The sequence below is a fragment of the Bergeyella porcorum genome, assembly GCF_042427575.1.
In the GTDB taxonomy this organism is placed as follows: Bacteria; Bacteroidota; Bacteroidia; order Flavobacteriales; family Weeksellaceae; genus Bergeyella; species Bergeyella porcorum.
The window spans coordinates 159,766-184,620 of sequence record NZ_JBHMFD010000012.1; the positions used below are offsets into that span (position 1 = coordinate 159,766).

Consider the following 24,855-nt stretch of genomic DNA (forward strand, 5'->3'; position numbering starts at 1 on the left):
CTTAATTGCGAGTGCAAATATAGAAGCTTTTTTTATAACTACCAAATATTTTTTTCATATTTTTACAAAAATTTTTTGAACTTAAAAAGATATTATGCGTAATCAATTGTATTTCATAGGAGTAAGTTTTTTGTTGTTTTCTTGTGCCTCGCAAAAACCAGTCCAGAAAACCGTGAGTAAACCTACGGTAGTAGCAAAACCTGTAGAGAAAAAAGAAGATGTTGCTCCACAAAAACCACCAGTGCAGCATCAGGGAACTTATGATTTTTATAAAGTGAATATTGGTAATGTGGCAAAGAACGACAATACCATTAGCCACGGATCTATTGTTTCAGCACAGCCTGTGGGCTATAAAGTAACCAAGAATTACTTCCCAGCAGTAGCTCAAAATTTCCGTCAGCGATACATTATTGTACATTATACCGCTTTGGATAATGAGAAGTCTCTAAGGGTGCTTACGCAACAAAGTGTGAGTTCTCACTATTTGGTGAATGATTATAATGATGATGAAATTTATCAATTGGTAGATGAAAATAAGCGAGCTTATCACGCTGGTGTGAGTTCTTGGAGAGGAATTCAGAATCTTAACGATACTTCCATAGGTATTGAAATCGTAAACACGGGATATACAGCAGATGCTAAAGGTGTGAAAACATTTTATGAATTTCCAGAATGGCAATTTAAAAAAGTAGCGGCATTAATTAAAGACTTGGCTCAGCGGTATGATATTCCTGCAACGGGAATTTTAGCCCACTCGGATATTGCACCAACGCGAAAGGAAGATCCAGGGCCTAAGTTTCCTTGGAAAAGACTTTATGATGAATATAATGTAGGTATGTGGTATAATGATGCTACGAAGATGAAATACCTTAATGCGATTTTTCCAGAACAACACCTCGTGGAGCTTAATACTTATAGTTTTATCACAAGATATCAAACACTTTTAGGGCAGTTGGGGTACGGAATTACCATCAATGGAATGCCAGATAAGAGCACATTAAAAACGGTGGAAGCTTTTCAGTATCATTTCAGACCAGAAAAATGTGATGGTGTAATGGATGCTGAAACTTGGGCGATATTGCAAGCTTTGGTGGAGAAATACCCTTCAAAATAATTCCAGATTTTATTTGGTACAACAATAGAAAAAGACTTAACTTTCAGCAAAATTTTTAATAATGAACAAATATAGAAAAGAGAGCGACCTATTGGGTGAGTTGAATGTTCCCGAGGAGGCTTTTTATGGCGTACAAACGCAACGAGCGATAGATAATTTCAAAATCTCTGGGCAAAAACTTTCTGCCTATCCATTATTTATAAAAGCTTTAGCATTGGTAAAAAAGGCGGCGGCTAAGACCAATTATGAATTAGGATTATTACCAGAGGAGTTGTATCATTACATTTCAGAGGCCTGCGATGAGGTGGCAAGCGGTCAATATGATGAGCAGTTTCCTATTGATATGATACAAGGTGGAGCGGGAACCTCTGTTAATATGAATGGTAATGAAGTAATTGCTAATGTGGTTTTGGAAAAAATGGGCAAAGAAAAAGGTGACTACAAGTATTGCTCGCCGAATGACCATATCAATCTTTCGCAATCTACCAATGATGCATATCCTACAGCGATTAAGCTGGCTTTACTTTTTGAAAATGAAATTCTTGTTTCAAAACTGAAATTAATTGTTCAAGCATTTAGAGACAAAGGACAAGAGTTTCAAGATGTCATCAAGATGGGAAGAACTCAGTTGCAAGATGCTGTTCCTATGACTTTAGGGCAAGAGTTTGAGGCTTTTGCGGCAACTTTGGAAGAGGAAATCTCTAAGCTGAATGGCAATGCCAATCTTTTTGTGGAAGTCAATATGGGGGCTACTGCCATCGGAACAGGATTGAACGCTCCTGCGGGCTATGCTTTACTATGTGCTAAAAACCTTGCAGAGATTTCAGGGTTTCCTATCGTTTCTGCTCCAGACTTGGTAGAGGCAACGCCAGATACAGGTTCCTATGTTATCTACTCCTCTGCAATGAAGCGTTTGGCAGTAAAACTTTCCAAAATATGTAATGATTTGAGATTGCTAGCATCAGGGCCTAGAGCTGGTTTGTTTGAAATCAACTTGCCACCAATGCAGCCAGGAAGTTCCATTATGCCAGGGAAGGTAAACCCCGTAATTCCAGAGGTGGTAAACCAAGTTTGCTATAAAGTAATAGGCAATGACCTTACCGTAACTTTCGCTGCGGAAGCAGGGCAATTGCAGCTGAATGTAATGGAGCCCGTGCTATCCCACGCCATTATGGAAAATCTACATTTCCTAGGCAACGCAATGGATACACTCCGTGAAAAATGCGTGGTAGGCATTACAGCAAATAAGGAAGTTTGTCTTAATATGGTGAAACACAGCATTGGGATTGTGACGGCATTGAACCCTCATATAGGATATAAAAACTCTACCGAAATTGCTAAAGAAGCTTTAGAAACTGGAAAAAGTGTTTACAACTTGGTGTTGGAAAGAGGGGTGCTATCTCAAGAGCAATTGGATGAAATTTTGGATCCGAAGAATATGCTGAACCCTCAAGTAAAGGTGTGAGGCTAAAGTTTTGATAAAGAAATTTCAGAGGTGTTGTGTATATCAGGAAGAATGTTTACTTTTGCACCTTGAAATAATTAATACTTAATTTTAACATTATGAACAATTACGAAACTGTTTTCATTTTAACTCCCGTTCTATCTGACGCACAGGTGGAGGAAGCAGTGAAAAAATTCGAAAACCTTTTAGTAGAAAAAGGGTGTGAAATCGTTGCCAAAGAAAATTGGGGACTAAAAAAACTAGCTTATCCAATTCAATTGAAAAAGAATGGATTCTACACTTTGATTGAATTCAAAGGAGAAGGAACTATTGTAGCAGATTTAGAAACTGCCTACAAGCGTGACGAGAGAGTAATCCGTTACCTTACTACCAAATTGGATAAACACGCAGTAGAGTACGCTGTAACAAGAAGAGCAAAACTTAAAACTGCAAAAGCTTAATTTTTTTAACTCTTAAAATTTATTACAATGGCAATAGATGAAATGGCAAAACAAGCCTCAGCTGGAGGAGAATCTGAAGTAAAATTCCTTACTCCACTTGATATTAATACAAAATCTGAAAAGAAATATTGTAGATTCAAAAAATACGGTATCAAACACGTAGATTACAAAGATGCAGATTTCTTACTTCAGTTTGTAAACGAACAAGGTAAAATTCTTCCAAGAAGATATACAGGAACTTCTTTGAAATACCAAAGAAAAGTTTCTGCTGCTATCAAAAGAGCAAGACACTTGGCATTGATGCCTTATGTGGCTGATATGTTGAAATAACAAAATTTAAGAAACAAGAGCAAAGAAAATTATATTGATTTGCTCTTTGTTGCTGAATCAATAAAATTAATTCTAACGATTTTTAGATTAAAGGAAAGCAAACAATTTTCGGGACAATCGTCTTTAATCTTTTTTTTCTTTTTTCTTTTCTCTAAAACTAAAAAACGGACAACAACAATGGACATTATCCTAAAAAGAGATGTAGAAAACTTAGGACTTGAGTTTGATACAGTAAGCGTAAAACCAGGATACGCTAGAAACTTCCTGATTCCACAAGGGTATGCTGTATTGGCAACGCCTAAAAACAAAGCTTTACTTGCAGAGACTTTGGAAGCAAGAAAAGAAGAAGAAGCTAAATTGGTAGCGGCTGCTCAGGCTAAAGTAGAACAACTTAAAAAAGTTGCTGTTACTATCGCTGCTAAAGTAGGTACAGGTGATAAATTATTTGGTTCTATCAACAATGCTAACCTTGCTGAAGAATTGGCTAAAGCAGGTGTAGAAATTGATAGAAAATACATCAAAATCCCTGGTAATACTATTAAGAGAACAGGTAAATTCTCTGCTTTGGTAAGATTGCACAGAGATGTAGAGTACAACTACGAGTTTGATGTAGTTTCTGATGCTCCTGTAGAAGCTCCAGCAAAAGCAGAGGAGGCTAAATCTGAAGAAGCTTAATTAAAGATATTTCTTTATTATTATAAAAAGGGCGATGGTTTCATCGTCCTTTTTTGTTGAATAATCTTTAAATTTGCCATTTAAAATCAAAACGATGAATCCATTATTAAAATCATTTCATACTTTATACCAATCGGCACCGTTTCAGGAGATTAAGGAAGAGCATTTCCTTCCTGCATTTAAAGAATTAATCCAGAAATCAGAAGAAGAAATCCAAAACATCGCCCAAAATCCCGATACACCCTCATTTGAAAATACCATTGAAGCATTGGCGTATTCTGGGGAGCAACTGGATATGGTTTCTAATATTTTCTTTAACCTCAACTCTGCGGAGACCAACGATGAAATTCAAAAAATAGCCCAAGAAGTTTCCCCATTATTAACGGAATTTTCTTCTAAAATTTCTCAAAATGAATTGCTTTTCGCAAGAATCAAACAGGTTTTTGAGGATAAAGAGCATTTGAATTTAAACCCAGAACAAGAAACCCTACTCAATGAAACTTACAAAGGCTTCGTAAGAAGTGGGGCTTTGCTCAGCAAAGAAGACAAAAAGAAATTAGAGCAAATCAACAAAGAATTGTCCATTAAGTCCTTACAATTCGGGCAAAATGTATTGGCATCCACCAATGCTTATTTCAAACATATAACGGATAAAAAAGAATTGGCAGGCATCCCAGAATCTGTCTTAGCTCAATATGCCGAGGAGGCAAAGGAGAGGGGACTGGAAGGTTTTGTGGTGACGCTTCAATACCCAAGCTATATTCCGCTGATGACCTATGCCGACAACCGAGAATTAAGAAAAGAATTGGCTTTGGCGAATGGTAAAAAATCTTTTGATGATGGTGAATTTGATAATCAAAATCTTATCAAAGAACTGGTGAAACTTCGCCGAGAAAAAGCCCAATTGCTCGGCTATAAAGACTTTGCATCTTTCGTTTTGGAAGAGAGAATGGCACAATCTTCGGAAAATGTTTTTAGTTTTTTGAATGAACTTCTTGATAAAGCGACGCCTTTCGCTCAAAAAGAAATTGAGGACTTAAAATCTCTTGCCAAAGCTGATGGCATAGAAGAAATCCAAAGCTACGACCACGCTTACTATGCAGAGCAATTGAGAAAACAGAAATTTGACCTTAATGATGAGGAACTAAAACCTTATTTCCCATTAGAAAAAGTTCAGGAAGCTGTTTTTGGTTTGGCTGAAAAACTTTTTGGAGTCACATTTGAGGAAACTCACGAAATTCAGAAATACCACGAAGAAGTAAAAATTTATAAAGTTTTAGAACAAGGAAATTACAAAGCCTTACTCTATGTAGATTATCATCCAAGAAAAGGCAAGCGGGCAGGAGCGTGGATGACGAGCTATAAAAATCAGTTTCAGAAAAATGGGGAAAACCACAGGCCACACATTTCAGTCGTATGCAACTTTACAAAACCAACGGCTAACACGCCAAGTCTTTTGACTTTCCAAGAGGTTACCACACTGTTTCACGAGTTTGGACACGCTCTGCACGGCATTTTAGCGAACACACAATACCCAAATCTTTCCGGGACTTCTGTGAAATGGGATTTTGTAGAATTGCCATCGCAGTTTTTGGAAAACTATTGCTACGAACCTGAATTTTTGAAATCTTTTGCAAAGCATTATCAAACAGGTGAAACACTTTCTGATGAAAAAATAGAAAAGCTGGCTCAGTCCAAAAGCTTTATGGAAGGCTATCAGACGCTTCGCCAATTAGGCTTCGGATTGTTGGATATGGCATATCATTCAGAAAATTTAGATGAAAACTTTGATGTAAAAACCTTTGAAGACCACATTACGGAGAAAACAAATCTCTATCCAAGAAATCCAGAAACAGCCATTAGTACCAGCTTTTCACATATTTTCCAAGGAGGCTATTCGGCGGGATATTATTCTTACAAATGGGCAGAAGTATTGGATGCCGATGCGTTTCAGTATTTCAAAGAAAATGGCATCTTCAACCCAGAAATTGCCAAGAAATACAAAGTATTGCTCTCTAGCGGAGGCACCAAAGACCCAATGGAGCTTTACAAAACTTTTCGCGGTAGCGAGCCGAAAGTAGAAAGTTTGCTCAAAAGGGCATTTGGAAGTTGAATCTGCCCGGGTTAAAAATCAGTAGTGAAAATTAGTAATGTCCATAAAATATATCTAACTTTGTCGCCTTTTCTAAAAAAGAATAAGGTATGAATTTAAAATTGGCATCTGTTTTTTTATTGGGATTTTATGCAATGGGGTTTCAGGCTCAGGAGAAAGATAAAAAAACGATAGAAAAAGATAAAATTTCTAAAAAAGATAGCCTTTCAGACAAGGCAGATAAGGGAATTGCATCTTATGATACACTACTGAAGGATGCAAAAAGCAAAAAAGGACTTTTTACGATTCATCAGGTAAAGGATAAGATTTATTTTGAAATCCCGAACGAACTTTTGGGGAAAGATTTATTGGTAGTTAATAAAATATCTTCTGTTCCTGCGGAGATTAATAATGCGGGGATTAATAAAGGTATTAATTATGAGAATAAATTGATTCGGTTTTATAAAGATGTTCAAAATAAGAAGGTGTGGGCAAAGACCTTTGACCCTAAAATAGAAGCTCCTAAAAAGGATAATATCTATCAATCGGTAAAGGATAATTATGGGGAATCCATTATTGAAGGTTTTGAAATAAAGGCATTTGGAAAAGATTCTGTAGCAGTGGTTCAGGTAAATGATGTTTTTAATGGTACTTTTGGGATATAATGCTAATTTGGAAGATTTTAATAATTATTCGGTATTGCCGAGCAACTATAAATCCGTAGAATCTATTATGAATTTGGATATGGCAATGAACCGAACTACCCATTCATTTTCCAGAGTTTCTGATGCTCATATAGCGTTATTTGACCAAGTGAACGATTTGCGTTTTGCAAAATATTTCACTAAAAATGGCTCTAATTGGCAAACTACTAAGTTTAATAGTAATAATGAACTGAAATCTACATTCCGAGTAGGAGAGGTGCTTTTAATCAAGGCGGAAGCAGAAGCCCAACTGAACAAGACGGCAGAGTCTAAGGCAACCTTACTTACTTTGGCGGCAAAGCGATACAATGCTACAGGATACGCCGCTTTTCAAGCAAAGATTTCAGGGCTATCATCAGAGGCGTATTATACAGAACTCTTGAATGAAAGGGCTAGAGAATTATCCTTTGAAGGTTACCGCTGGTTTGATTTAAGAAGAACCACACAGCCAGAGATAATTCACCTTTTCGATGGGGAAACATTCACCCTATCGGCGGGCGACCAGAGGTATACCATTCCATTCCCGAAAGAGGTAAGATTAAAAAATCCTAGTTTATAAAACATTTTACTTTAACCGTCTTGGCAACAAGGCGGTTTTTTATGAGGGATTGTTTCATAGAGATTATTGTAAAATCTATCTTATTGACTTAAAGCTTATAGCTTACCGCTACTGCCTACTATGGAATTGGATTTTAAATTTTAAAGTGATTAAACATTTCAATTATCCATAAAAATACCTACATTTGTGAAATGGAGGAACAGGTAGTTTTAGTATCCGAAGATGATGCGTTTTTAGGACTTATGGGAAAGCAAGAAGCCCACGAAAAAGGAATGCTTCATAGGGCGTTCTCTGTCTTTTTGTTTAATGAGAAAGGGGAAACGCTACTCCAGAAAAGAGCCGCTGGGAAATACCACTCGCCCAACCAATGGACCAATGCGTGTTGCTCCCATCCTCGCCTTGGGGAAAGCTACGAAGAGGCTGCCCATCGCCGTCTAAAGGAGGAACTAGGGATAGAAACTGCACTTGCAGAGAAGTTTCATTTTATCTATAAAGCCGATGTGGGAGGCGGTCTCTGGGAACACGAACTAGATTATGTGTTTGTAGGCGTTTATGAGGGAGATTTTCATCTCAATGCTGATGAGGTTTCGGAGGTGCGGTATATCTCAATGGACGATTTGGATACGGAAGTTCGCCAAAACCCTCAGCACTTTACCGAGTGGTTTAAAATTATTTTAAAAGAGTATAAACAACATTTGTGAATGATGTGCAATTGTACGATGTATAATTAATGCACGATTGTATAAAGTATAAAGTATAATGTATAAAGTCATAGTACATATTACATTGTACAATAGTACAAATGAAAAAAAACAATAAAAATAAAAAGTATATGAACAAAACAGCGTTGTACAACAAGCATCTATCGCTTGGTGCTAAGATGGTTCCTTTCGCAGGATTTGAAATGCCAGTGCAATACTCTGGGCTTACAGAAGAGCATTTTGTAGTAAGAGAAAAGGTAGGTATTTTTGATGTGTCTCATATGGGACAGTTCTTTGTGGAGGGAAAAGGAGCTAAGGATTTATTGCAAAGGGTTACCTCCAACAATGTGGAGGCTTTGCAAGACGGAAAAGCTCAGTATTCTTGTTTACCAAACGAAAACGGAGGCATCGTAGATGATTTGATTGTATATAAAATCAATGATGAGAAGTACTTTGTAGTGGTTAATGCTTCTAACATTCAGAAAGATTGGGAGCATATCAATCAATTTAACCAATACGAGGCAAAACTTACCAATGTTTCTGATGAGATGTCGCTCATTGCCATCCAAGGACCAAAAGCATTGGAAACTTTGCAAAAATTAACGGAGGTTAATCTTTCAGACATTCCTTATTATCATTTTACCATTGGAACAGTATCTGGGGTAGATGAAGTGATTATTTCCAACACGGGCTACACAGGAAGTGGTGGTTTTGAGATTTATTTCAAAAACGAAGCAGCGGAAAAACTTTGGGACGATATTACCAAAGCAGGAGAAGAATTTGGACTAATTCCTTGTGGTTTGGGAGCGAGAGATACACTAAGGTTGGAGAAAGGATTTTGCCTTTATGGTAATGACATAGATGATACCACTTCCCCTATTGAAGCTGGACTGGGCTGGATTACCAAGTTTGATAAGGATTTCGTATCCAAAGAAATTTTTGAAAAACAAAAAGCCGAAGGCGTAGGCAGAAAATTGGTAGCTTTTGAAATGCTAGAAAAAGCCATACCAAGACACGATTACCCTGTGGTAGATGCCGAAGGAAATGTGATAGGCAAAGTAACCTCTGGTACAATGAGCCCAATGAAGAAAGTAGGGATTGGCTTAGCGTATGTGGACCAGCCTCTTTTTAAATTAGGTTCAGAGATTTTTATTCAGATAAGAAATAAAAATATTCCTGCAAAAGTGGTGAAGCTTCCTTTTGTATAAATAGATATCTACTATAATAAAAATCACCTCAATCTCTGATTGAGGTGATTTTTTATTTGATATTAAAATTATTATTTATTTTTCAATAAATCTCTAATTTCAGCTAATAAATCCTCCTGCGTAGGTCCAGCTGGTGCTGCAGGCTCTTCTTTTTTCATCTTATTAGCTCCCTTAATGATAAGGAACAATACAAAAGCAATACACAAGAAACTAATCACAGCTGAAAGGAAGTTTCCGTACTTTACACCATTCCAAGAAAGCTGTGCAATATTCTCTGCACCTACAGCGTCCAATGCTGGATTAAGAAGTAAAGGTGTGATTACATCTTCTACTAATGATGAAACAATCTTCCCGAAAGCAGCTCCAATGATTACACCGACAGCTAAATCAATTACATTTCCTTTGAATGCAAAATCCTTAAATTCTTTTATTAAACTCATAATGTTCTTTTACAAGTGCAAATGTAGTACTTTTTTAGCCTAATATGGGAATACCAGCAGTAAAATTTCAAATCTATGTCCAACAATAATATTCAATCCTACAATCAAATTTTATAACTTTCAATATTTCAACAACTTTTAAAAAGAAATCTAACCTAAAATCTACACTCAAAGAATACACTTACCCATTTGATGCCAAATAATTTCGCCATTTTTCTACCGCTGCTTGCATATCCGAAGGCATTGGACTTTCAAAATACAACTCTTTTTTGGTAACGGGGTGTACAAATCCCAAAGTATGAGCGTGCAGGGCGTGCCTTGGCAGAATATCAAATACATTTTGGATAAATTGCTTGTATTTCGGCAAATTTTGCCCCCTTAGAGGGATATGCCCTTCATACCGTTCATCATTAAAGAGCGTATGCCCAATATGCTTAAAGTGAGCCCTAATCTGATGCGTTCTTCCCGTTTCCAGTTTGCATTCCACCCAAGTCATATACCGAAATCGCTCTAATACTTTGTAATGCGTTACGGCGTGCTTCCCGTGGCTTCCATCTTCATAAACTGCCATTTGCATTCTATTTTTCTGATGCCTACCAATATGCCCTCGTATAGTACCTGCATCATCGGCAAGATTTCCCCATACGAATGCCCAATAAAGCCTTTTGGTCTTTCTATCAAAAAACTGCTTTGCCAGATGGCTGAGTGCATATTCATTTTTCGCGATAACAATCAGTCCCGAAGTGTCTTTATCTATTCTATGAACCAATCCTACGCGGTCTAAATCTGTTTTCAATCCGTTTTTTTCAAAATGATGAGCCACAGCGTTCACCAATGTACCGTCCCAGTTTCCAAAACCAGGGTGCACCACCATCCCCGCTTCTTTATCTACCACCAGAACATCATCATCTTCATAAACGATATTGATGGGAATATCTTGTGGCACAATCACATTCTCCCTTGGCGGTCTGGTAAGCAAAACAGAAACCTCATCCCCAGGCTTTACGCGATAGTTTTGCTTTACAGGAACACCATTAACGATGACATTGCCTGCTCTGCAAGTTTGGGAAATTTTGTTCCGTGAAGAATTTTGTCTAAAAATCAAAAGGAATTTATCTATCCTTAGAGGTTCTTGCTTTTTATCTACAATAAGGTGCAGATGCTCATACAGCCCCTCTCCTTCTTCGTCATTATTTTGTTCGGATTCTAAGAATTCTTCTTCTAAAAAATCTTCTTCTTTCATAATGTTTAAAAAAGCTTCAACATAGAAGTTGAAGCTTTTGCTAAATTTATTCTACAATTACTTTTTTAGTTTTTGGTTTTTCCTCTGCTACAGGTTTCTTTTCGGTTTTTGCCGCGGCATTGTCAGAGGTAGTTTTATTCTTGGTAGCTGAAGCTTTGGTATCATTGGTTTTAGATTCCGTTTTAAGCTTCGCTTTTTCCTCTGTTTTAGGTTTAGTTTCCGTAGTTTTTGGCTTCTCTGCTTTTGGTTTCTCTGCCACTTTAGGTTTTTCCACTGGCTTTGGTTTTTCTACAGGCTTCGGTTTTTCTACAGGAACCACCTCTTCTACCGGCTCGTGATACACTGGCACCTCCTCGTATCTTATAGGCGGTAGCGTGGTATCTATCTTCACGCGATACATTGCATTAAGCTGATTGATTTTCGCGGTCATCTGGGCTGGTATTTTCTTACTTGCCCAAAGGTCTATCTGCATTCCTTGGTCTCGCAATGAGCCACCTTCTGGGTCTTGATAATACACAATATCTGAATCATCTTGTCCTCCATCCTCAAAGTCTATCAATCCTACTTCAAAAAGATTTTGAGTAATAATAGCTCTGGCTTCTTGTACGGTAAGCCCTACCAAGTTAGGCACCGTTACATTTCGCTTAGGCCCTGTTCCAATCACCAAATCTATGGTAGAGAAACGAGGTAAGAGCATCCCTGGTTTTATCACATTACCATTCTGCTGCATACGGATAACGGCATCTCTCTGGATATTAGGCTCATAGATGGTATCACCTACTTTCAGCCCTACAGATTCCAGCTGTTTGAATGCCAAGCCTTTATATCTATCCAAAATGTCTGGCACCTGCACCGGAGCCCAAGTTCTTGGGTTCACTTTCATAATGATGGCACGCCCGCCTTTCACTCTAGACCCAGGCGAAGGATAGATTTGTAACACTTGAAATGGCTTATATTTAGGGTCATATTTAAAACTATCCACTTCGTATTCTAGTCCAGCATCGTCTAGCACCTTCACTGCCTGATGCACAGACATATTCATCACATTGGGTACGGGTATCTCTTTACCGTGATTGGTATGCATCTCTAGCCAACGGAAAGTAAGCCACACAAGCCCCACAAAAACCGCTGCTGCCAAAATGATGTTCAAAAAAACCTTCCAATGAAAAAAAGATTTAAGCATAAATTTCTTTCGATTAAAATAATAGGCAAATATAACCAATAATTTTAAATCCTATTTTAATCTTTTTTAAAAGATTTTTTCGGGCACCATCATAAGATTAGCTCAATTAGAGCCTATTTAATTTTTATCAAAATAGATTATTATACCATTTTGAAGCATCTTAGCTGATTTTCCCAAATCTTCTCAGTGACACACACCATACCTATACATCTTTATATCAGCCTATTACAATATTTGAAAACATTTATTGACTTTGGTTGGCTTTGGTTGGCACTTTCTGTCGCTTCTTGTCCTACATTTTAGGGACTTTCTTGCGAAGTTCTTCGGGAGTTCTTCCCAAACCTTCCCAAAAAATGCGATTTTTGGGAAGGATTCCGCAAGGAAACTGCAAGGAAACCCGAAGAAAAATAGGATGAAATTTCACTTACAACACATCGCTTGAGGCTACCTATCTCGTTTTTATTGGAAGTTCAACCAAAATAAAAGCCAAGATAAACTCTATGCTTTTCACTAAGAGAATTAATTAGAGTTTAAACATTGCCAGCCTGTAACATTACCCTTATATACTTCAATACATTTGTTTTCAGTATTGTATATAATCGTTCCTGTCCTAACATTGGTAAAAGTATTTCTTTCAGCAGTTGTAAAATTCGGAAGAGAAACACCTTGCGCTTGTCCTTCTGGAAGTTCTGATAGAGGTTTTTCTCTAATATCTAGAGTGGCTTGTGGTTGATCTGTATTAATACCTACTCGCCCTATACTAAACCCATCATTACTAGAAGGAGGGGTTTTAGAAACTATACGCACAGCATAATCTTCAATTTCGCCATAAATGCCACTGCAATGGGATTCTGTGGCGATGAATTCCACTAATATCCTTAATCTAAGATAAGTATTTTTGATTGCATTAGAAGGGATATTAAAACTAATACTTATAGAAGACTCATTTACTCCATTAGATGAGTTTCTAATAAATTCATTATCACTGAAAACACCATTGTTATCATAATCAACCCAAGCTCTAACCACACGATTCTTATTAGGCTCTAAACTTATGATAAGAGTATTTTCTTGATTGTCATAAATATCTGTAAAATAGGTAGAACTATAATCTGTATAGAAATTATTACTACCAATTTCACTGTAATAATTAGAGGTATTATTGATAGAACCTAATTCTACTTTTGTAGGGCCATAGGAAATAGCATCACTATACGGCGGTATACAAACTTCCTTTAAAATAGGAGAATTAGGTACTACTTTTTCTTGAGCATAAGTAGGGAACATCACTAAACAAAAGAGGGTACATAAAATATTTTTCATTTTTATAGATCTTTAAAAAATTATACTTATAGACATATCCATTGTCCGTCTTGATATATTTCTACACATTGATTGGTGATATTATAGATTATAATACCATTTTTTACTTTTTTAAAGGTATTTCTTTCTTCGGTGGTAAAGTTTGGTAAAACAATTCCCTGTGCTTTCACCTTATCTTCATCTTTTAAATTGGATAGTTTAGTCTCTCTAACATCTAAACTCGCTTGGGGACTTAAGGTATTAATGCCTATCCTAGATGTATAAATATTGCTTTCGGGAGATGTTTCATCATCAGATATAGGAGGACTAAATTCAGAGACTATACGCACGGCATAATCTTGTATTTGTCCAAATTCTAAATCATCACAAGCATTACCTTTGAAATCATCAGAACGCACCCTTAACCTTAAAAATTTATCTTTAATAGCGGAAAAAGGAGGAGTAAAGCTGACATTCAACACCCCATTATTAGGAATAGTGTTATTGACAATTGCTTCATTATTTTCAAAAATCCCATTGTCATTATAGTCTATCCAAGCATTAATATTTAATCCTTTTAGTCCTTTTATGGTGATATTGCTTGCTTCTGAATCTAAAACTTCGGTAAATACATTTTTGTATTGATGAGCTATTTTGATGTAATCGATGTAAACATTATTACTTGTAGAAGTATTATTAATGGTTCCAAGATTAACCGTGATTTTATCAGGTGTTGCATTAGGAATAAGCCTTTGGGGAGTCCTACTACATAGGGCATTAATCACTGTTACTGTATTTTTTTCGGTTACGGCTTCCCCTCCACGGGAACGAGTCAAACTACTTCTATATTTGAGAAATTGGTTTAATGCCCAATCTCTTTGTCCAGGAGTAAATTTGAATCTATCATAAGAATAGTTCATAATGTTGTATTGCTCTCCTTGGAAGTTTTTACCAGAACATTCGTTATAATCATCATTGGTAGGTGTAGTAATTTCCCCTGTGGAAGCATTTATTTTTTTAGGCCAAGATTTAGAAGGTTCTGTATCGCAAATTCCATCATCATCCTTAGTACAATTGCCCGTATTTGTAGGACATTGGTTTTCACTACCTCCTGAATAAGTATGGAGTAGACCTAAAGTATGTCCAAATTCGTGAGCTAAAGTAATATCATTTTTCTTTTTGGCAGAAGCCACTTTTATGAATATATCGTATGAATCATTTCCATAATTGGGCAATCCTGCAAAACCTGTGAGTCCCGCTTCTTTTTTTGCTCCATCTATTCCTACAACAATGTACAAATTCAAGTATAAATCTTCTCGCCAATGGGGAGCTATGGCTTTAATTTCCTCTACCGAAGCACCCCGACCTTCAGGCAGAATTTGGTACCTAACACCATCTGCTCCATAATAAGGGTAAATATCACCATTTACTCTATTGATGCCCGTTGTAGGGAGACCATCTACCGTTCTTTTCGCTAAAACAAGCTTAAAGGGTATTACCGTTCCATCATTCAAACCTCCTCCTTCTTTTGGAAATCCGTTACCATAAGTGGTTGCAAGTATCGTATTAGTATTGTTAATCCATTTCTTTATTTGCTCATCAGAAATTTTCATTTCTTCTTCTGTTACTTGCCAGCTTTTATAGGAAGTTTCTATAATATGAACCACGATAGGTACTTCGTAAATAGGACCATTGTAAGGCAAAAAAATGATAGTATTACCTAGCAATGCCTTTGATAATGTCTTTGACGACAGTTCTTGATTTTTATAAAATTCTTTTAAATCTGTTTTTCTTACCTCCTCCTGATGAACATTTTTACTTTTCCATTGATGATGGAGGTGATCAAAGCCACAAACATCTTGTCCAAACAACAAAGTAACGGAAAAAGATGAAATGAGGGATATAGTTTTTTTCATAAAATTAGTTTTGTATAAAGGTACAAAATTGACTAGAAAAAAGCAAGGATAATACTCCTAAAAATAAGATCACGAGATAAGAATTTGTCTAAAAAAGATTAATTTTAACCTAACCCATATAGTCTTATTTTTTTGAAAATTATAGATTTTTAGTAAACCTGAAACGCCCTACATTCAATAAAAACTTTTAACTTTGCCTCGTAATCCTAAATATAATGACTAAAAAAAATATCGCCGTAGTAACGGGCGGATACTCTAATGAGTACAAAGTTTCGCTTAAAAGTGGGCAATTGATTTTTGATTCCCTCGACCGCGAAAAATATAATGTTTACAAAGTGGTTATCCTGAAAGATGATTGGTATCTTTGGGATGAACAAGACAATAAATTCCCCATCAATAAAGCCGATTTTTCTGCAACCTTGGCAGATGGCAGCAAGCTAACCTTTGATGTTTGTTTCAATACCATCCACGGAAAACCTGGTGAAAATGGCGAACTACAAGCCTATTGGGATGTGATTGGGCAACGATACACTGGCTGCAATTTCTATCAAAGTGCCTTAACTTTCAATAAAAAAGATACACTCTCTGTTCTCGCAAAATATGGTATCCCTTCCGCCAAAAGCATCTACCTGAAAAAAGGTGAAACGGTAGATACAGAATACATTGTAAAAGAAATTGGATTACCTTGTTTCGTAAAGCCAAATGAAAGTGGCTCTTCTTTGGGTATTTCTAAGGTGAAAGACATTTCAGAGTTTGATAAAGCTTTGGAAGTGGCTTTTGCAGAAGATGATGATATCTTGATAGAAAGCTTTCTTAATGGTACGGAAGTTTCTGTGGGCGTAGTAGATTTCCAAGGGGAAACCATTGTTCTGGGTATTACGGAAATTATTCCAGATAAAGAGTTTTTTGATTACGAAGCCAAATACGAAGGAGCATCGCAGGAAATTACCCCTGCCAGATTGGATGATGCTACCCGCGAAAAAGTGGAAACCATCGCTAAAAAAGCCTATCAATCTCTCGGTATGCAAGGCTTCTCCCGTAGCGAATACATTATAATAAATGGAACCCCTTATATGCTGGAGATGAATACCAACCCTGGCTTTTCACCAGCGAGCATCCTACCACAGCAGGCATTGCATTACGGAATTTCCATCAAAGACCTTTGTGGCAACGAAGTAGAGAAAGCGTTGAATAAATAAATTTAGTTGATGGTTGTTGGTTGTCGGTTGATGACTAACAACCATCAACCAACAACCGACGGTCAAGATGAATTTAATGTAGAGAGCAAGTTAATGGTTGTTAGCTATCAACTATCAACCGACAACTATCAACTAATACTAATAACCATCAACAGCCAACCGACAACCAATATGAAAATAGCAGTTTTTCCAGGTTCGTTTGATCCCATTACTTTGGGGCATTACGATATTGTAGAGCGAGCCGCACCTTTATTTGATAAAATCATCATCGCCATTGGGAAAAATTCCCAAAAGAAATATATGTTTTCTTTAGAGCAAAGGGAAGCATTCATCCGAAAAACCTTTGAAAATTTCCCCAATGTAGAAGTGGATTCTTTTGAGGGACTTACCATAGACTATTGCCGAAGTAAAAATGTAAATTTCATCTTGAGAGGACTGAGAAACCCTGCCGATTTTGAGTTTGAAAAAGCCATTGCACAGACCAATAGAACCCTTACACAAGAGAATAAAATTGAAACCATTTTCTTACTCACCTCCGCTGGTAAATCCTTCATCAGTAGTAGTATCGTAAGGGAAATTATCAACTTTGGTGGGGACTATACCCTCTTGGTGCCCGATGCTGTGCGTATTTAACTTTTGAAATGATTTAAATTTTGGAAATACATCAAAACTTCAATTTCATTATTGAAACATTGGGAATGATTTCATTCTCTATGTCGGGAGCGTTTGCAGCAATGCAGAAACGCTTAGACCCTTTTGGGGTACTTATCATAGCCTTCATCACTTCGGTGGGTGGTGGTACCATTAGGGATTTACTTTTGGATATTCCAGTCTTTTGGATTCACGATATTAGAATGTGTGCATTGATTTTCATTCCTGCCATATTTGCAATGATTTTCAAATCCATAGAAAGAAGATTTAAAGTTACACTATTCATTTTTGATAGTTTTGGTTTGGGGCTTTTCACCATTGTGGGGATTCAGAAAGGCTTAAATGCCGATTTACATCCTTTTATTTGCCTTACATTGGGTACCATCACAGGTTGTTTTGGTGGGATTCTCAGAGATATCCTCCTGAATAGAGTACCGCTAATTTTCCGAAAAGAAATCTACGCTACCGCTTGTATTGTAGGAGGTTCTGCATTTTTACTATTAGCAAAATACACCCAATTATCTTATACCTTTGTGCAAGTGTTTACCATCTTACTGATTGTAACCATCCGAACGCTCTCCGTAAAATACCAATGGCAAATGCCTAAATTCTACGGAACGGAATAAAATATTCCGATAAAAATTAAATCAATCTTAAAAATAAAATAGAGAGACCTTTTAGTGAAGACCTCTCTATTTTTTTATTGATACTTATAATATCTATCTATTAAACATTGAAACGGAAGTGCATAATATCGCCATCTTGTACAATGTATTCCTTCCCTTCTACGCCCATTTTACCAGCTTCTTTCACTTTCGCTTCGGAGCCGTACTTTACAAAATCATCGTACTTAATCACCTCTGCACGGATGAAGCCTTTCTCAAAATCGGTATGGATAACGCCTGCAGCCTGAGGTGCCGTCCAGCCCTTCTCTATAGTCCAAGCACGCACTTCCTTCACCCCAGCTGTGAAATAGGTTTGCAAGTGAAGCAAATCATACGCTTTTCTAATCAATCGGTTCACGCCAGGCTCTTCCAATCCCAATTCTTCTAAGAACATCTGGCGTTCTTCGAAGGTTTCCAATTCGTTGATATCCGCTTCTATTTGTGCGGCAAGCACCACCACTTCGGCATTTTCACGCTTTGCCATTTCTTCTATCTTCGGAAGCCATTCATTTCCGTTTTTAATGGCATTTTCATCCACATTGCACACATACAAAATTGGCTTCTTGGTAAGCAAATGCACCTCATCTACAATAGGTTTCGTAAGGTCATCGGTTTCAAACTCTCTGGCATTGCGACCATCTTCCAAGAATTTTTGCAGCTTTTGCAAGGTTTCATAGGTTAAAATATCTTCTTTCTTTCCAGATTTGATAAACTTTTTAGCCTTATCTACCGCCTTACCTAAGGTTTCCAAATCTTTGAGCTGAAGTTCAATATCGATAATTTCCTTATCTCTCAAAGGGTCCACCGAACCTTCTACGTGGACAATGTTTCCGTTATCAAAACATCTCAACACGTGGATAATGGCTTCACACTCACGGATATTAGCCAAGAACTGATTTCCTAGCCCTTCGCCTCTGCTGGCACCTTTTACCAAACCGGCTATATCTACAATCTCTACCACAGCAGGCAATACACGCTCTGGCTTCACTAGTTTTTCTAGCTCAAAAAGTCTTGGGTCTGGCACAGATACCGTCCCAAGGTTGGGTTCTATGGTGCAGAAAGGATAGTTTGCCGACTGAGCTTTGGCGTTGCTTAAACAATTAAAAAGGGTTGATTTTCCTACATTGGGAAGTCCCACGATGCCACATTTCATATGATAAATGTTCTATTTTTTTTAGACTGAATGAATGGTCTTCCGAGGAAATCCCTTCCATTCAAAAATTATGATTTTAAACTCTGATTACGCCTGCAAAGATAGTTTTTTTAACACAAAAAAACGAACCCTGAAAAGAGTTCGTTTTCAAAATATTAATAATTTGTTTACCAATTTCTGTCTCTGCGAAAACCACCATTATGAGAGGTTCTCCCAGATTGGCGTTCCTTTGGAATGGCTTCTGAAACATTCAATACTTTCTGCTTAAACTCTCTTTGATTGAGTTCTTCTATAGCTTTCAGTGCCTCTTGAGACTCTGGCATTTCCACAAAACCAAAGCCACGGCTTCTTCCTGTTTCTCGGTCATTAATAATCTTGGCAGAATCTACCGTTCCAAAATTTTCGAATAGAGCTTTTAGCTCGGTCTCAACGGTACTGTAGTTGAGATTTGAAATAAAAATATTCATAATATAAAATTAGTTTGCTGATTATATTAAATGAAAACCAACAAACGAACCTTATAGAACGGGAATTGAATTTCTTTTTAAATAATTGCCCGCAAGGTACGATTATATTTTATATATCCAAGGGTTTTTGAAAATATTTTATTCTAAACACACGAAAAATCGCTGTGCAATACTGATGACAAAACCTTATCTTTGCAAAAAAAATAGAATTATGAGTGATACTGTACTTTGTCCGAAATGTGGTTCGGAATACACCTATGAACAAGACAACCTGATGGTTTGCTCTCAATGCTTCCACGAGTGGGACCCTGCCGAAGCTGGAAATGAAGATAAAGTCTTTGATAGCAATGGCAATGAACTTGCTAATGGGGATTCTGTGGTGGTGATAAAAGATTTGCCCGTAAAAGGAGCTCCAAAACCTGTAAAAGCAGGCACCAAAGTAAAGAACATACGCCTACGCCCAGATTCTGACCACAATATTGATTGCAAAATAGACGGTTTTGGGTCTATGGCTCTGAAATCTGAATTTGTAAAGAAAGCTTAACAAAATAAATCCCATCTTAAAATAAGTTGGGATTTTTCTATTACTCAAACCGAACGAAAACCGCTCCTGAAGTAGGCTTCTCTGTGTAAACGACAAGGGAAGTTCCTTCTAAGTCAATCTTGTTCCAATAAAAATTTCCAGAAAATCGGCTTTCCAAGACCTTTGCTGCTAGCCCCTCGCTAGCGAGTTTTATTTGACTCGGATACCAGAAATTTTTAACGAGTCCGAATTGCATTTTCTCTTCATCAGAAAGGATATTCACTTCCCCAAAAAGTTTTGCTACATAAGCATTATAAGGATTTTTGTAAGTGTCCTCTGGGGCATCATTCTGTATCAATCTCCCCTGCTGCAAGATGATAATCTGGTCTAGCCACGGCATCACTTCCTGAATCTCGTGGGTGGAAATGATAAGGGAAATTTTATGCTGTGCAACATAATTAAACAACCGCTCACGGAGCTCTATCTTCCTAGGATAATCCAAATTGCTGAATGGCTCATCCAAAAGCAAAAGCCTAGGCATCACAGAGAGTGCCCTCGCAATGGCAACCCGCTGCTGCTGTCCACCGCTAAGAAAACGCGGTTTCACATCTGCAAAATCCTCCATTCCTACCACTTTTAGTAACTCCATTACTTTCTCTTGTTTCTCCTTCATATTGATATTAGAAAGAAACTTCCCTACATTGTCCCGCACGGTGGCATAGGGCATTAGGTCATAGTTTTGAGCCACAAATTTCATCTCATTTTCCCCTGGAACTAAGTTTCCAGAAGGCCCTCGCAATGATTTTCCATCAAAGATAATTTCACCCTCTTGCCAATCTAGAAGTCCGTAGATAAGGCTTAGCAGAGTAGATTTTCCGCAGCCACTTTCCCCCGCCAAGGCTATGATTTTCCCTTCCTCAATATTCAGATTGAGATTAACAAACAGCCGCTCCTCTGGCTGATAGGAAAAATGCAAATTTTTAACTCGTAATAACATAGTGCAAAAGTAGTGTTTTTTCACTTGTCTTTTAGTCGTCTGTTCTCCTATGACTTAAAGGCGGATTCAACCCCCAAGTGCAATTTTTAGATTACAAATTTATAGAATAAACTTTTAAGCTCCTCAAAATCTAATGTTAATACTCACTTTTTATTGTTTTTAATTCAAGGAGTTAGTGATGTGCTTCGCAGTTCTTGGTCTACGGTTAATTTTATGCTGTATTTATTTTATTGTTTCTTTGCTAACTTTTTCAAAATAAGTGCCTTTTCGGGATATATTGTCGTGCAAGTCCGTTGGTGTTTTCACTCAATCCTCGTTCCCAATGGCAATAAGGATGCGCAAAATAAAAATCACACTCTAATTTTTCACTAATATACTGATGTTCATAAAACTCCAATCCATTATCGCTTGTAATGGTTTTTACAAAATCTTTATAAGGAAGCAAAGCCTCTACCATCGCTTGGGCTAAATTTTTGGCATTTTTACTACTTAACTTACTCATTATTAAAAATTTTATCTTTCTTTCTACGATGGTCAAAATCGCTTCTTTATGTTCTGCCTCTACGATTAAATCTACTTCAAAATGCCCAAATTCTTCATTCCTTAAAACAATTTCTGGACGTAAATCAATGCTTTTTTTATTTTTAATCACCTCGTGTTTGCCTGATACAGGGCATTTTCTATGCTTGAGTTGATGCATTAGATATTTATATAATTTTCCTCCATTCTTCTTATCATTACGAATGTATTGATAAATCCTTTCGGTACTTACCATATTGATATTATGTCTTTTACAACAGTCTTCAATCTACTCTGGTGACCATTTTCTCTCTTTTGAATGTAGGCGTAGCCGAAATGAAAAAGAGAGAAAATCTATCCAAAAAAATACACTTACTAATGGGATTTAGGACAACTATCCGAAATTTTTAAAATAAAAGTTGCCTGAGAATGTCGCATATTTGAAAAACTCGGAACCAATTGATGAAATCCCAAAGCCTCGAAGAAGGAGACCTCCCCGATGAAAAAAGACCACGACATTCTCAAAAATGAAATCATCGTTTTGACTTCCAATAAGGCGGTGGAAAGCGATATTAATCAAGGAAATTGCGTTTAAAAGAAGATAGCAAAAAAACATTCGGAAAAACACTTTTTGACAGAGATACAAACAAGTCTGCCCTTGTAAATTAAAGGGCTGACAAGGTGTTTTTATGTTATTTGAAAAAACTTTCGGACGGAGGTGTCAACTGAGACTTTAAATCTTAGTAAAATTGCCTTTTCATAGAGAGATTATTGCCTTAAAATGATACCACTGCTACATTTCTCTATAAAAAAAAACTTCCTTGCATCACTACAAGGAAGTTTTCTATGAGGTTTTTATTTTTCTAAGTTTTACAAGTTTCTTAGCTTCACTTCTTTTTTCAGATAATTTCTAAACTCCTCTGCAATAGGACCAAAATAGGTACCTTTCTTCAAATCTCTGTTGACCCCTGTCTTTGCCAGAAGTACCGTGCCTTTTTCTACTCTCACACCAGATGCCATCCCCACTTGTCCCCAAATGGTAACCTCATCTTCTATCACACAGCAACCAGCAATCCCCGTTTGGGAAGCGATAAGGCATTTTTTTCCAATAATGGTATCGTGCCCTATCTGGATTTGATTGTCCAAAACCGAGCCTTCGCCAATGATGGTAGATGCCGTTACGCCTCTATCTATGGTGCATCCGTTGCCTATCTCCACATTATCTTCTATCACCACATCGCCTACGGAAATCAGGCGGTCAAAATTTCCATTCAGTTTTCTATAGTAGAATGCATCACCACCTATCACTGTATTGCTCTGGATAATCACATTATCACCCAAAACGCAACGGTCGCCTATCACCACATTAGGAAAGATATGGCAGTTCTTACCTATTTTCACGCCATTGCCTATCACTGCTGAGGGATGAATGAAAGTGCCTTCCCCTATCTGAGCGTCTTTTAAATCTTCTTTAAAATTATAAATCTTGGTAAAATAAGTATTAATTTTATTAAAATCCCTGAAAGGGTCGTCTGAAACCAACAAAGCTTTTCCCTCTGGGCACTCCACTTCTTTATCTATCAGAATGATGGTTGCCGCCGAATTGAGAGCTTTATCATAATACTTGGGATGATTCACAAAGACGATATCGCCCTCTCGCACCATATGGATTTCATTGGTTCCCAGAACAGGAAAATCTGGATTACCGATGAATTGAGCCCCGATGATGTCCGCAATTGCTTTTAGGGACTGAGGTTGTTCAAAAGTCATATTAAAATAATTTGAGATATTAAGAACTCGTTCAAATTTCACTGAATGATTTATCACACCATTCCAAATCCTTAATGGAAACAAGCTCTAAGAAAATTAGACAATTAGGGAATCAGATGTTGGTCTGATTCCCTAATTATAATATCAATTACTTCACTCTTTCTAGATAAGAACCGTCTTCTGTGTTCACTTTGATTTTATCACCTGGCTCTATGAAAAGCGGCACCATTACTCTTGCACCTGTTTCTACGATAGCATTTTTCAGAGCGTTGGTAGCGGTATTTCCTTTCACGCCTGGGTCTGCTTCTACCACTTCCAAATAAACGGTTGGTGGGATTTCCGCAGAAAGTGGCGTTTCATCTGCCTCTTTCAAGATGATGGTTACCTCCTCGCCTGGTTTCATAAACTGGGCATTTTCAATCATTTCTTTATTGATGTAGATTTGAGAGAAATCATCATTGTTCATAAAGTGGAATCCATTATCATCATCATACAGATATTGGAACTTACGCGTGATGACTTTCACCTCTTCAATCTTGTGTCCCGCAGAGAATGTATTATCTACTACTTTCCCGTTGGTTACAGATTTTAGTTTGGTTCTTACGAAAGCAGGTCCTTTCCCTGGTTTTACGTGTAAGAATTCAATTACTTTGTAGATGTCGTTGCTAAATTCAATGCAAAGACCTTTTTTAATATCAGCAGTTGTTGCCATTGTTTATTTTATTATTTTTAAATGATTTTTATTTTATTATTCTCTTCCCGTTCCATAGCCTTTTACGATACCTCTTGGCGAGTTTCGGATAAATTCCAAAATCTCATCACGCTCGGTAGTTGGTAGCATTTCTTTCTCTATCAGAGCCATTGCTTGGGTTACATTCATTTTCATTTGGAAGATATAGCGATAAATCTTTTGAATTTCAAAAATTTTATCATTGCTAAAACCTCTTCGTCTAAGCCCCACAGAGTTGATTCCCGCATAGGACATCGGCTCTCTCGCCACTTTCACATACGGCGGAATATCTTTTCTCACCAAAGTTCCACCAGAAATCATCACGTGTTTTCCTATTTTCCCGAACTGATGCACAGCAGAAAGCCCTCCCATCACCGTATAATCTCCTATTTCCACGTGCCCTGCTATTCCACAGCCATTGACAATGATAACATTGTTACCTATCACGCAATCGTGGGCGATGTGTGCCGTTGCCATAATCAGACAATCGTCTCCTACCTTGGTATAGCCCAAAGCCTTAGTACCTCTATTGATGGTAACACATTCTCTAATGGTGGTATTATCTCCTATAATGACTTGGGTATCCTCTCCATCAAATTTTAAATCCTGAGGGATAGCTGAAATCACAGTTCCTGGGAAAATTCTACAGTTTTTACCAATCCTAGCACCATCCATAATGGTAACATTAGGACCAATCCAAGTGCCATCGCCTATTTCCACATCTCCAGCAATGGTGGTAAAAGGTTCTACGATAACATTTTTTCCTATTTTGGCTCGTTTATCAACAGCCGCTAACTGATGTATCATAC

Annotated in this window: 26 protein-coding genes; 14 read left to right on the forward strand and 12 right to left on the reverse strand. The window is 37.3% G+C overall.

The window, feature by feature from the left end:
• The first annotated feature begins 94 nt into the window (after nucleotides 1–94).
• From ACFFUE_RS07400 to gcvT, 10 genes are all read left to right on the forward strand, one after another.
• Nucleotides 95–1,114, forward strand: a complete 1,020-nt coding sequence (locus ACFFUE_RS07400; protein WP_376834047.1) for an N-acetylmuramoyl-L-alanine amidase — start codon at nucleotides 95–97, stop codon at nucleotides 1,112–1,114.
• Nucleotides 1,115–1,175: 61 nt separating this feature from the next.
• Nucleotides 1,176–2,579, forward strand: coding sequence for an aspartate ammonia-lyase (gene aspA / locus ACFFUE_RS07405; protein WP_376834049.1), 1,404 nt, complete (start codon nucleotides 1,176–1,178; stop codon nucleotides 2,577–2,579).
• A gap of 98 nt (nucleotides 2,580–2,677) precedes the next feature.
• Entirely contained in the window at nucleotides 2,678–3,019 is a 342-nt protein-coding gene (rpsF, locus tag ACFFUE_RS07410) for a 30S ribosomal protein S6 (protein WP_327985057.1), read from the forward strand.
• 27 nt (nucleotides 3,020–3,046) lie between these two features.
• On the forward strand, nucleotides 3,047–3,349 hold the full coding sequence (gene rpsR, locus ACFFUE_RS07415; protein ID WP_095069239.1) for a 30S ribosomal protein S18: 303 nt from the start codon (nucleotides 3,047–3,049) through the stop codon (nucleotides 3,347–3,349).
• Nucleotides 3,350–3,526: 177 nt separating this feature from the next.
• Nucleotides 3,527–4,024 carry a 50S ribosomal protein L9 gene (gene rplI, locus ACFFUE_RS07420; RefSeq protein ID WP_376834052.1) on the forward strand — a complete coding sequence of 166 codons (498 nt, stop codon included), beginning with the start codon at nucleotides 3,527–3,529 and terminating at the stop codon, nucleotides 4,022–4,024.
• A gap of 94 nt (nucleotides 4,025–4,118) precedes the next feature.
• Nucleotides 4,119–6,137 (forward strand): M3 family metallopeptidase, encoded by a 2,019-nt coding sequence (locus tag ACFFUE_RS07425; protein WP_376834054.1) that lies wholly within the window; start codon nucleotides 4,119–4,121, stop codon nucleotides 6,135–6,137.
• Nucleotides 6,138–6,226: 89 nt separating this feature from the next.
• On the forward strand, nucleotides 6,227–6,781 hold the full coding sequence (locus tag ACFFUE_RS07430; protein ID WP_376834056.1) for a DUF5118 domain-containing protein: 555 nt from the start codon (nucleotides 6,227–6,229) through the stop codon (nucleotides 6,779–6,781).
• A complete protein-coding gene (locus tag ACFFUE_RS07435; protein ID WP_376834058.1) occupies nucleotides 6,762–7,379 on the forward strand; it encodes a RagB/SusD family nutrient uptake outer membrane protein in 618 nt (205 codons plus the stop codon). The genes ACFFUE_RS07430 and ACFFUE_RS07435 overlap by 20 nt, the downstream gene beginning before the upstream one ends.
• Before the next feature lie 191 nt (nucleotides 7,380–7,570).
• The gene (gene idi, locus ACFFUE_RS07440) at nucleotides 7,571–8,080 is read left to right on the forward strand and encodes an isopentenyl-diphosphate Delta-isomerase (protein WP_376834060.1); all 510 of its coding nucleotides are present in this window, start codon (nucleotides 7,571–7,573) and stop codon (nucleotides 8,078–8,080) included.
• A gap of 131 nt (nucleotides 8,081–8,211) precedes the next feature.
• A complete protein-coding gene (gene gcvT, locus ACFFUE_RS07445) occupies nucleotides 8,212–9,288 on the forward strand; it encodes a glycine cleavage system aminomethyltransferase GcvT (RefSeq protein WP_376834296.1) in 1,077 nt (358 codons plus the stop codon).
• 71 nt (nucleotides 9,289–9,359) lie between these two features.
• Here gcvT and mscL read toward each other — a convergent pair whose 3' ends face one another.
• The 5 genes from mscL to ACFFUE_RS07470 form a co-directional block, all read right to left on the reverse strand.
• Nucleotides 9,360–9,728 carry a large conductance mechanosensitive channel protein MscL gene (gene mscL, locus ACFFUE_RS07450; RefSeq protein WP_376834062.1) on the reverse strand — a complete coding sequence of 123 codons (369 nt, stop codon included), beginning with the start codon at nucleotides 9,726–9,728 and terminating at the stop codon, nucleotides 9,360–9,362.
• A 181-nt stretch (nucleotides 9,729–9,909) separates the two neighbouring features.
• Complete coding sequence (locus tag ACFFUE_RS07455; protein WP_376834064.1) at nucleotides 9,910–10,971, reverse strand: RluA family pseudouridine synthase; 1,062 nt, start codon at nucleotides 10,969–10,971, stop codon at nucleotides 9,910–9,912.
• Between the two features lie 46 nt (nucleotides 10,972–11,017).
• Nucleotides 11,018–12,154, reverse strand: a complete 1,137-nt coding sequence (locus ACFFUE_RS07460; RefSeq protein WP_376834066.1) for a PASTA domain-containing protein — start codon at nucleotides 12,152–12,154, stop codon at nucleotides 11,018–11,020.
• A 519-nt stretch (nucleotides 12,155–12,673) separates the two neighbouring features.
• Entirely contained in the window at nucleotides 12,674–13,477 is an 804-nt protein-coding gene (locus tag ACFFUE_RS07465; protein ID WP_376834068.1) for a GEVED domain-containing protein, read from the reverse strand.
• A gap of 26 nt (nucleotides 13,478–13,503) precedes the next feature.
• Nucleotides 13,504–15,372 (reverse strand): M43 family zinc metalloprotease, encoded by a 1,869-nt coding sequence (locus ACFFUE_RS07470; protein WP_376834070.1) that lies wholly within the window; start codon nucleotides 15,370–15,372, stop codon nucleotides 13,504–13,506.
• Nucleotides 15,373–15,587: 215 nt separating this feature from the next.
• Here ACFFUE_RS07470 and ACFFUE_RS07475 point away from each other — a divergent pair, with 215 nt between their 5' ends.
• The 3 genes from ACFFUE_RS07475 (at nucleotide 15,588) to ACFFUE_RS07485 (ending at nucleotide 17,848) form a co-directional block, all read left to right on the forward strand.
• A complete protein-coding gene (locus ACFFUE_RS07475) occupies nucleotides 15,588–16,571 on the forward strand; it encodes a D-alanine--D-alanine ligase (RefSeq protein WP_376834072.1) in 984 nt (327 codons plus the stop codon).
• 171 nt (nucleotides 16,572–16,742) lie between these two features.
• A complete protein-coding gene (gene coaD, locus ACFFUE_RS07480; protein WP_376834074.1) occupies nucleotides 16,743–17,204 on the forward strand; it encodes a pantetheine-phosphate adenylyltransferase in 462 nt (153 codons plus the stop codon).
• 26 nt (nucleotides 17,205–17,230) lie between these two features.
• Nucleotides 17,231–17,848, forward strand: a complete 618-nt coding sequence (locus ACFFUE_RS07485) for a trimeric intracellular cation channel family protein (protein WP_376834298.1) — start codon at nucleotides 17,231–17,233, stop codon at nucleotides 17,846–17,848.
• 100 nt (nucleotides 17,849–17,948) lie between these two features.
• Here the strand turns inward: ACFFUE_RS07485 and ychF are convergent, their stop codons facing one another.
• Together ychF and rbp are read right to left on the reverse strand one after the other, a co-directional pair.
• Nucleotides 17,949–19,040, reverse strand: coding sequence for a redox-regulated ATPase YchF (gene ychF / locus ACFFUE_RS07490; protein ID WP_327985091.1), 1,092 nt, complete (start codon nucleotides 19,038–19,040; stop codon nucleotides 17,949–17,951).
• A 167-nt stretch (nucleotides 19,041–19,207) separates the two neighbouring features.
• The gene (gene rbp, locus ACFFUE_RS07495) at nucleotides 19,208–19,507 is read right to left on the reverse strand and encodes an RNA-binding regulator (RefSeq protein WP_376834077.1); all 300 of its coding nucleotides are present in this window, start codon (nucleotides 19,505–19,507) and stop codon (nucleotides 19,208–19,210) included.
• Nucleotides 19,508–19,718: 211 nt separating this feature from the next.
• On the opposite strand from rbp, the gene ACFFUE_RS07500 reads away from it, so the two are divergent.
• Nucleotides 19,719–20,051, forward strand: coding sequence for a zinc ribbon domain-containing protein YjdM (locus tag ACFFUE_RS07500; RefSeq protein WP_376834079.1), 333 nt, complete (start codon nucleotides 19,719–19,721; stop codon nucleotides 20,049–20,051).
• A 40-nt stretch (nucleotides 20,052–20,091) separates the two neighbouring features.
• On the opposite strand, the gene ACFFUE_RS07505 is transcribed toward ACFFUE_RS07500, so the two are convergent.
• The 5 genes from ACFFUE_RS07505 to lpxA all read right to left on the reverse strand — a co-directional run bounded on the left by ACFFUE_RS07505 (nucleotide 20,092) and on the right by lpxA (nucleotide 24,853).
• Nucleotides 20,092–21,027 (reverse strand): ABC transporter ATP-binding protein, encoded by a 936-nt coding sequence (locus tag ACFFUE_RS07505; protein WP_376834081.1) that lies wholly within the window; start codon nucleotides 21,025–21,027, stop codon nucleotides 20,092–20,094.
• Between the two features lie 250 nt (nucleotides 21,028–21,277).
• On the reverse strand, nucleotides 21,278–21,802 hold the full coding sequence (locus ACFFUE_RS07510; RefSeq protein WP_376834083.1) for an IS30 family transposase: 525 nt from the start codon (nucleotides 21,800–21,802) through the stop codon (nucleotides 21,278–21,280).
• Nucleotides 21,803–22,416: 614 nt separating this feature from the next.
• The gene (locus ACFFUE_RS07515; protein WP_376834085.1) at nucleotides 22,417–23,316 is read right to left on the reverse strand and encodes a UDP-3-O-(3-hydroxymyristoyl)glucosamine N-acyltransferase; all 900 of its coding nucleotides are present in this window, start codon (nucleotides 23,314–23,316) and stop codon (nucleotides 22,417–22,419) included.
• 148 nt (nucleotides 23,317–23,464) lie between these two features.
• Nucleotides 23,465–24,028 (reverse strand): elongation factor P, encoded by a 564-nt coding sequence (efp, locus tag ACFFUE_RS07520; RefSeq protein ID WP_327984121.1) that lies wholly within the window; start codon nucleotides 24,026–24,028, stop codon nucleotides 23,465–23,467.
• Between the two features lie 36 nt (nucleotides 24,029–24,064).
• Nucleotides 24,065–24,853 (reverse strand): acyl-ACP--UDP-N-acetylglucosamine O-acyltransferase, encoded by a 789-nt coding sequence (lpxA, locus tag ACFFUE_RS07525; RefSeq protein WP_327984120.1) that lies wholly within the window; start codon nucleotides 24,851–24,853, stop codon nucleotides 24,065–24,067.
• Between the last annotated feature and the right edge of the window lie 2 nt (nucleotides 24,854–24,855).

Bases quoted from the DNA above. Each gene is read 5' to 3' on its own strand.
- ACFFUE_RS07400 (WP_376834047.1), top strand. From the start codon at position 95: ATGCGTAATCAATTGTATTTCATAGGAGTAAGTTTTTTGTTGTTTTCT.
- aspA (WP_376834049.1), top strand. From the start codon at position 1,176: ATGAACAAATATAGAAAAGAGAGCGACCTATTGGGTGAGTTGAATGTT.
- rpsF (WP_327985057.1), top strand. From the start codon at position 2,678: ATGAACAATTACGAAACTGTTTTCATTTTAACTCCCGTTCTATCTGAC.
- rpsR (WP_095069239.1), top strand. From the start codon at position 3,047: ATGGCAATAGATGAAATGGCAAAACAAGCCTCAGCTGGAGGAGAATCT.
- rplI (WP_376834052.1), top strand. From the start codon at position 3,527: ATGGACATTATCCTAAAAAGAGATGTAGAAAACTTAGGACTTGAGTTT.
- ACFFUE_RS07425 (WP_376834054.1), top strand. From the start codon at position 4,119: ATGAATCCATTATTAAAATCATTTCATACTTTATACCAATCGGCACCG.
- ACFFUE_RS07430 (WP_376834056.1), top strand. From the start codon at position 6,227: ATGAATTTAAAATTGGCATCTGTTTTTTTATTGGGATTTTATGCAATG.
- ACFFUE_RS07435 (WP_376834058.1), top strand. From the start codon at position 6,762: ATGGTACTTTTGGGATATAATGCTAATTTGGAAGATTTTAATAATTAT.
- idi (WP_376834060.1), top strand. From the start codon at position 7,571: ATGGAGGAACAGGTAGTTTTAGTATCCGAAGATGATGCGTTTTTAGGA.
- gcvT (WP_376834296.1), top strand. From the start codon at position 8,212: ATGAACAAAACAGCGTTGTACAACAAGCATCTATCGCTTGGTGCTAAG.
- mscL (WP_376834062.1), bottom strand. From the start codon at position 9,728: ATGAGTTTAATAAAAGAATTTAAGGATTTTGCATTCAAAGGAAATGTA.
- ACFFUE_RS07455 (WP_376834064.1), bottom strand. From the start codon at position 10,971: ATGAAAGAAGAAGATTTTTTAGAAGAAGAATTCTTAGAATCCGAACAA.
- ACFFUE_RS07460 (WP_376834066.1), bottom strand. From the start codon at position 12,154: ATGCTTAAATCTTTTTTTCATTGGAAGGTTTTTTTGAACATCATTTTG.
- ACFFUE_RS07465 (WP_376834068.1), bottom strand. From the start codon at position 13,477: ATGAAAAATATTTTATGTACCCTCTTTTGTTTAGTGATGTTCCCTACT.
- ACFFUE_RS07470 (WP_376834070.1), bottom strand. From the start codon at position 15,372: ATGAAAAAAACTATATCCCTCATTTCATCTTTTTCCGTTACTTTGTTG.
- ACFFUE_RS07475 (WP_376834072.1), top strand. From the start codon at position 15,588: ATGACTAAAAAAAATATCGCCGTAGTAACGGGCGGATACTCTAATGAG.
- coaD (WP_376834074.1), top strand. From the start codon at position 16,743: ATGAAAATAGCAGTTTTTCCAGGTTCGTTTGATCCCATTACTTTGGGG.
- ychF (WP_327985091.1), bottom strand. From the start codon at position 19,040: ATGAAATGTGGCATCGTGGGACTTCCCAATGTAGGAAAATCAACCCTT.
- rbp (WP_376834077.1), bottom strand. From the start codon at position 19,507: ATGAATATTTTTATTTCAAATCTCAACTACAGTACCGTTGAGACCGAG.
- ACFFUE_RS07500 (WP_376834079.1), top strand. From the start codon at position 19,719: ATGAGTGATACTGTACTTTGTCCGAAATGTGGTTCGGAATACACCTAT.
- ACFFUE_RS07505 (WP_376834081.1), bottom strand. From the start codon at position 21,027: ATGTTATTACGAGTTAAAAATTTGCATTTTTCCTATCAGCCAGAGGAG.
- ACFFUE_RS07510 (WP_376834083.1), bottom strand. From the start codon at position 21,802: ATGGTAAGTACCGAAAGGATTTATCAATACATTCGTAATGATAAGAAG.
- ACFFUE_RS07515 (WP_376834085.1), bottom strand. From the start codon at position 23,316: ATGACTTTTGAACAACCTCAGTCCCTAAAAGCAATTGCGGACATCATC.
- efp (WP_327984121.1), bottom strand. From the start codon at position 24,028: ATGGCAACAACTGCTGATATTAAAAAAGGTCTTTGCATTGAATTTAGC.
- lpxA (WP_327984120.1), bottom strand. From the start codon at position 24,853: ATGATACATCAGTTAGCGGCTGTTGATAAACGAGCCAAAATAGGAAAA.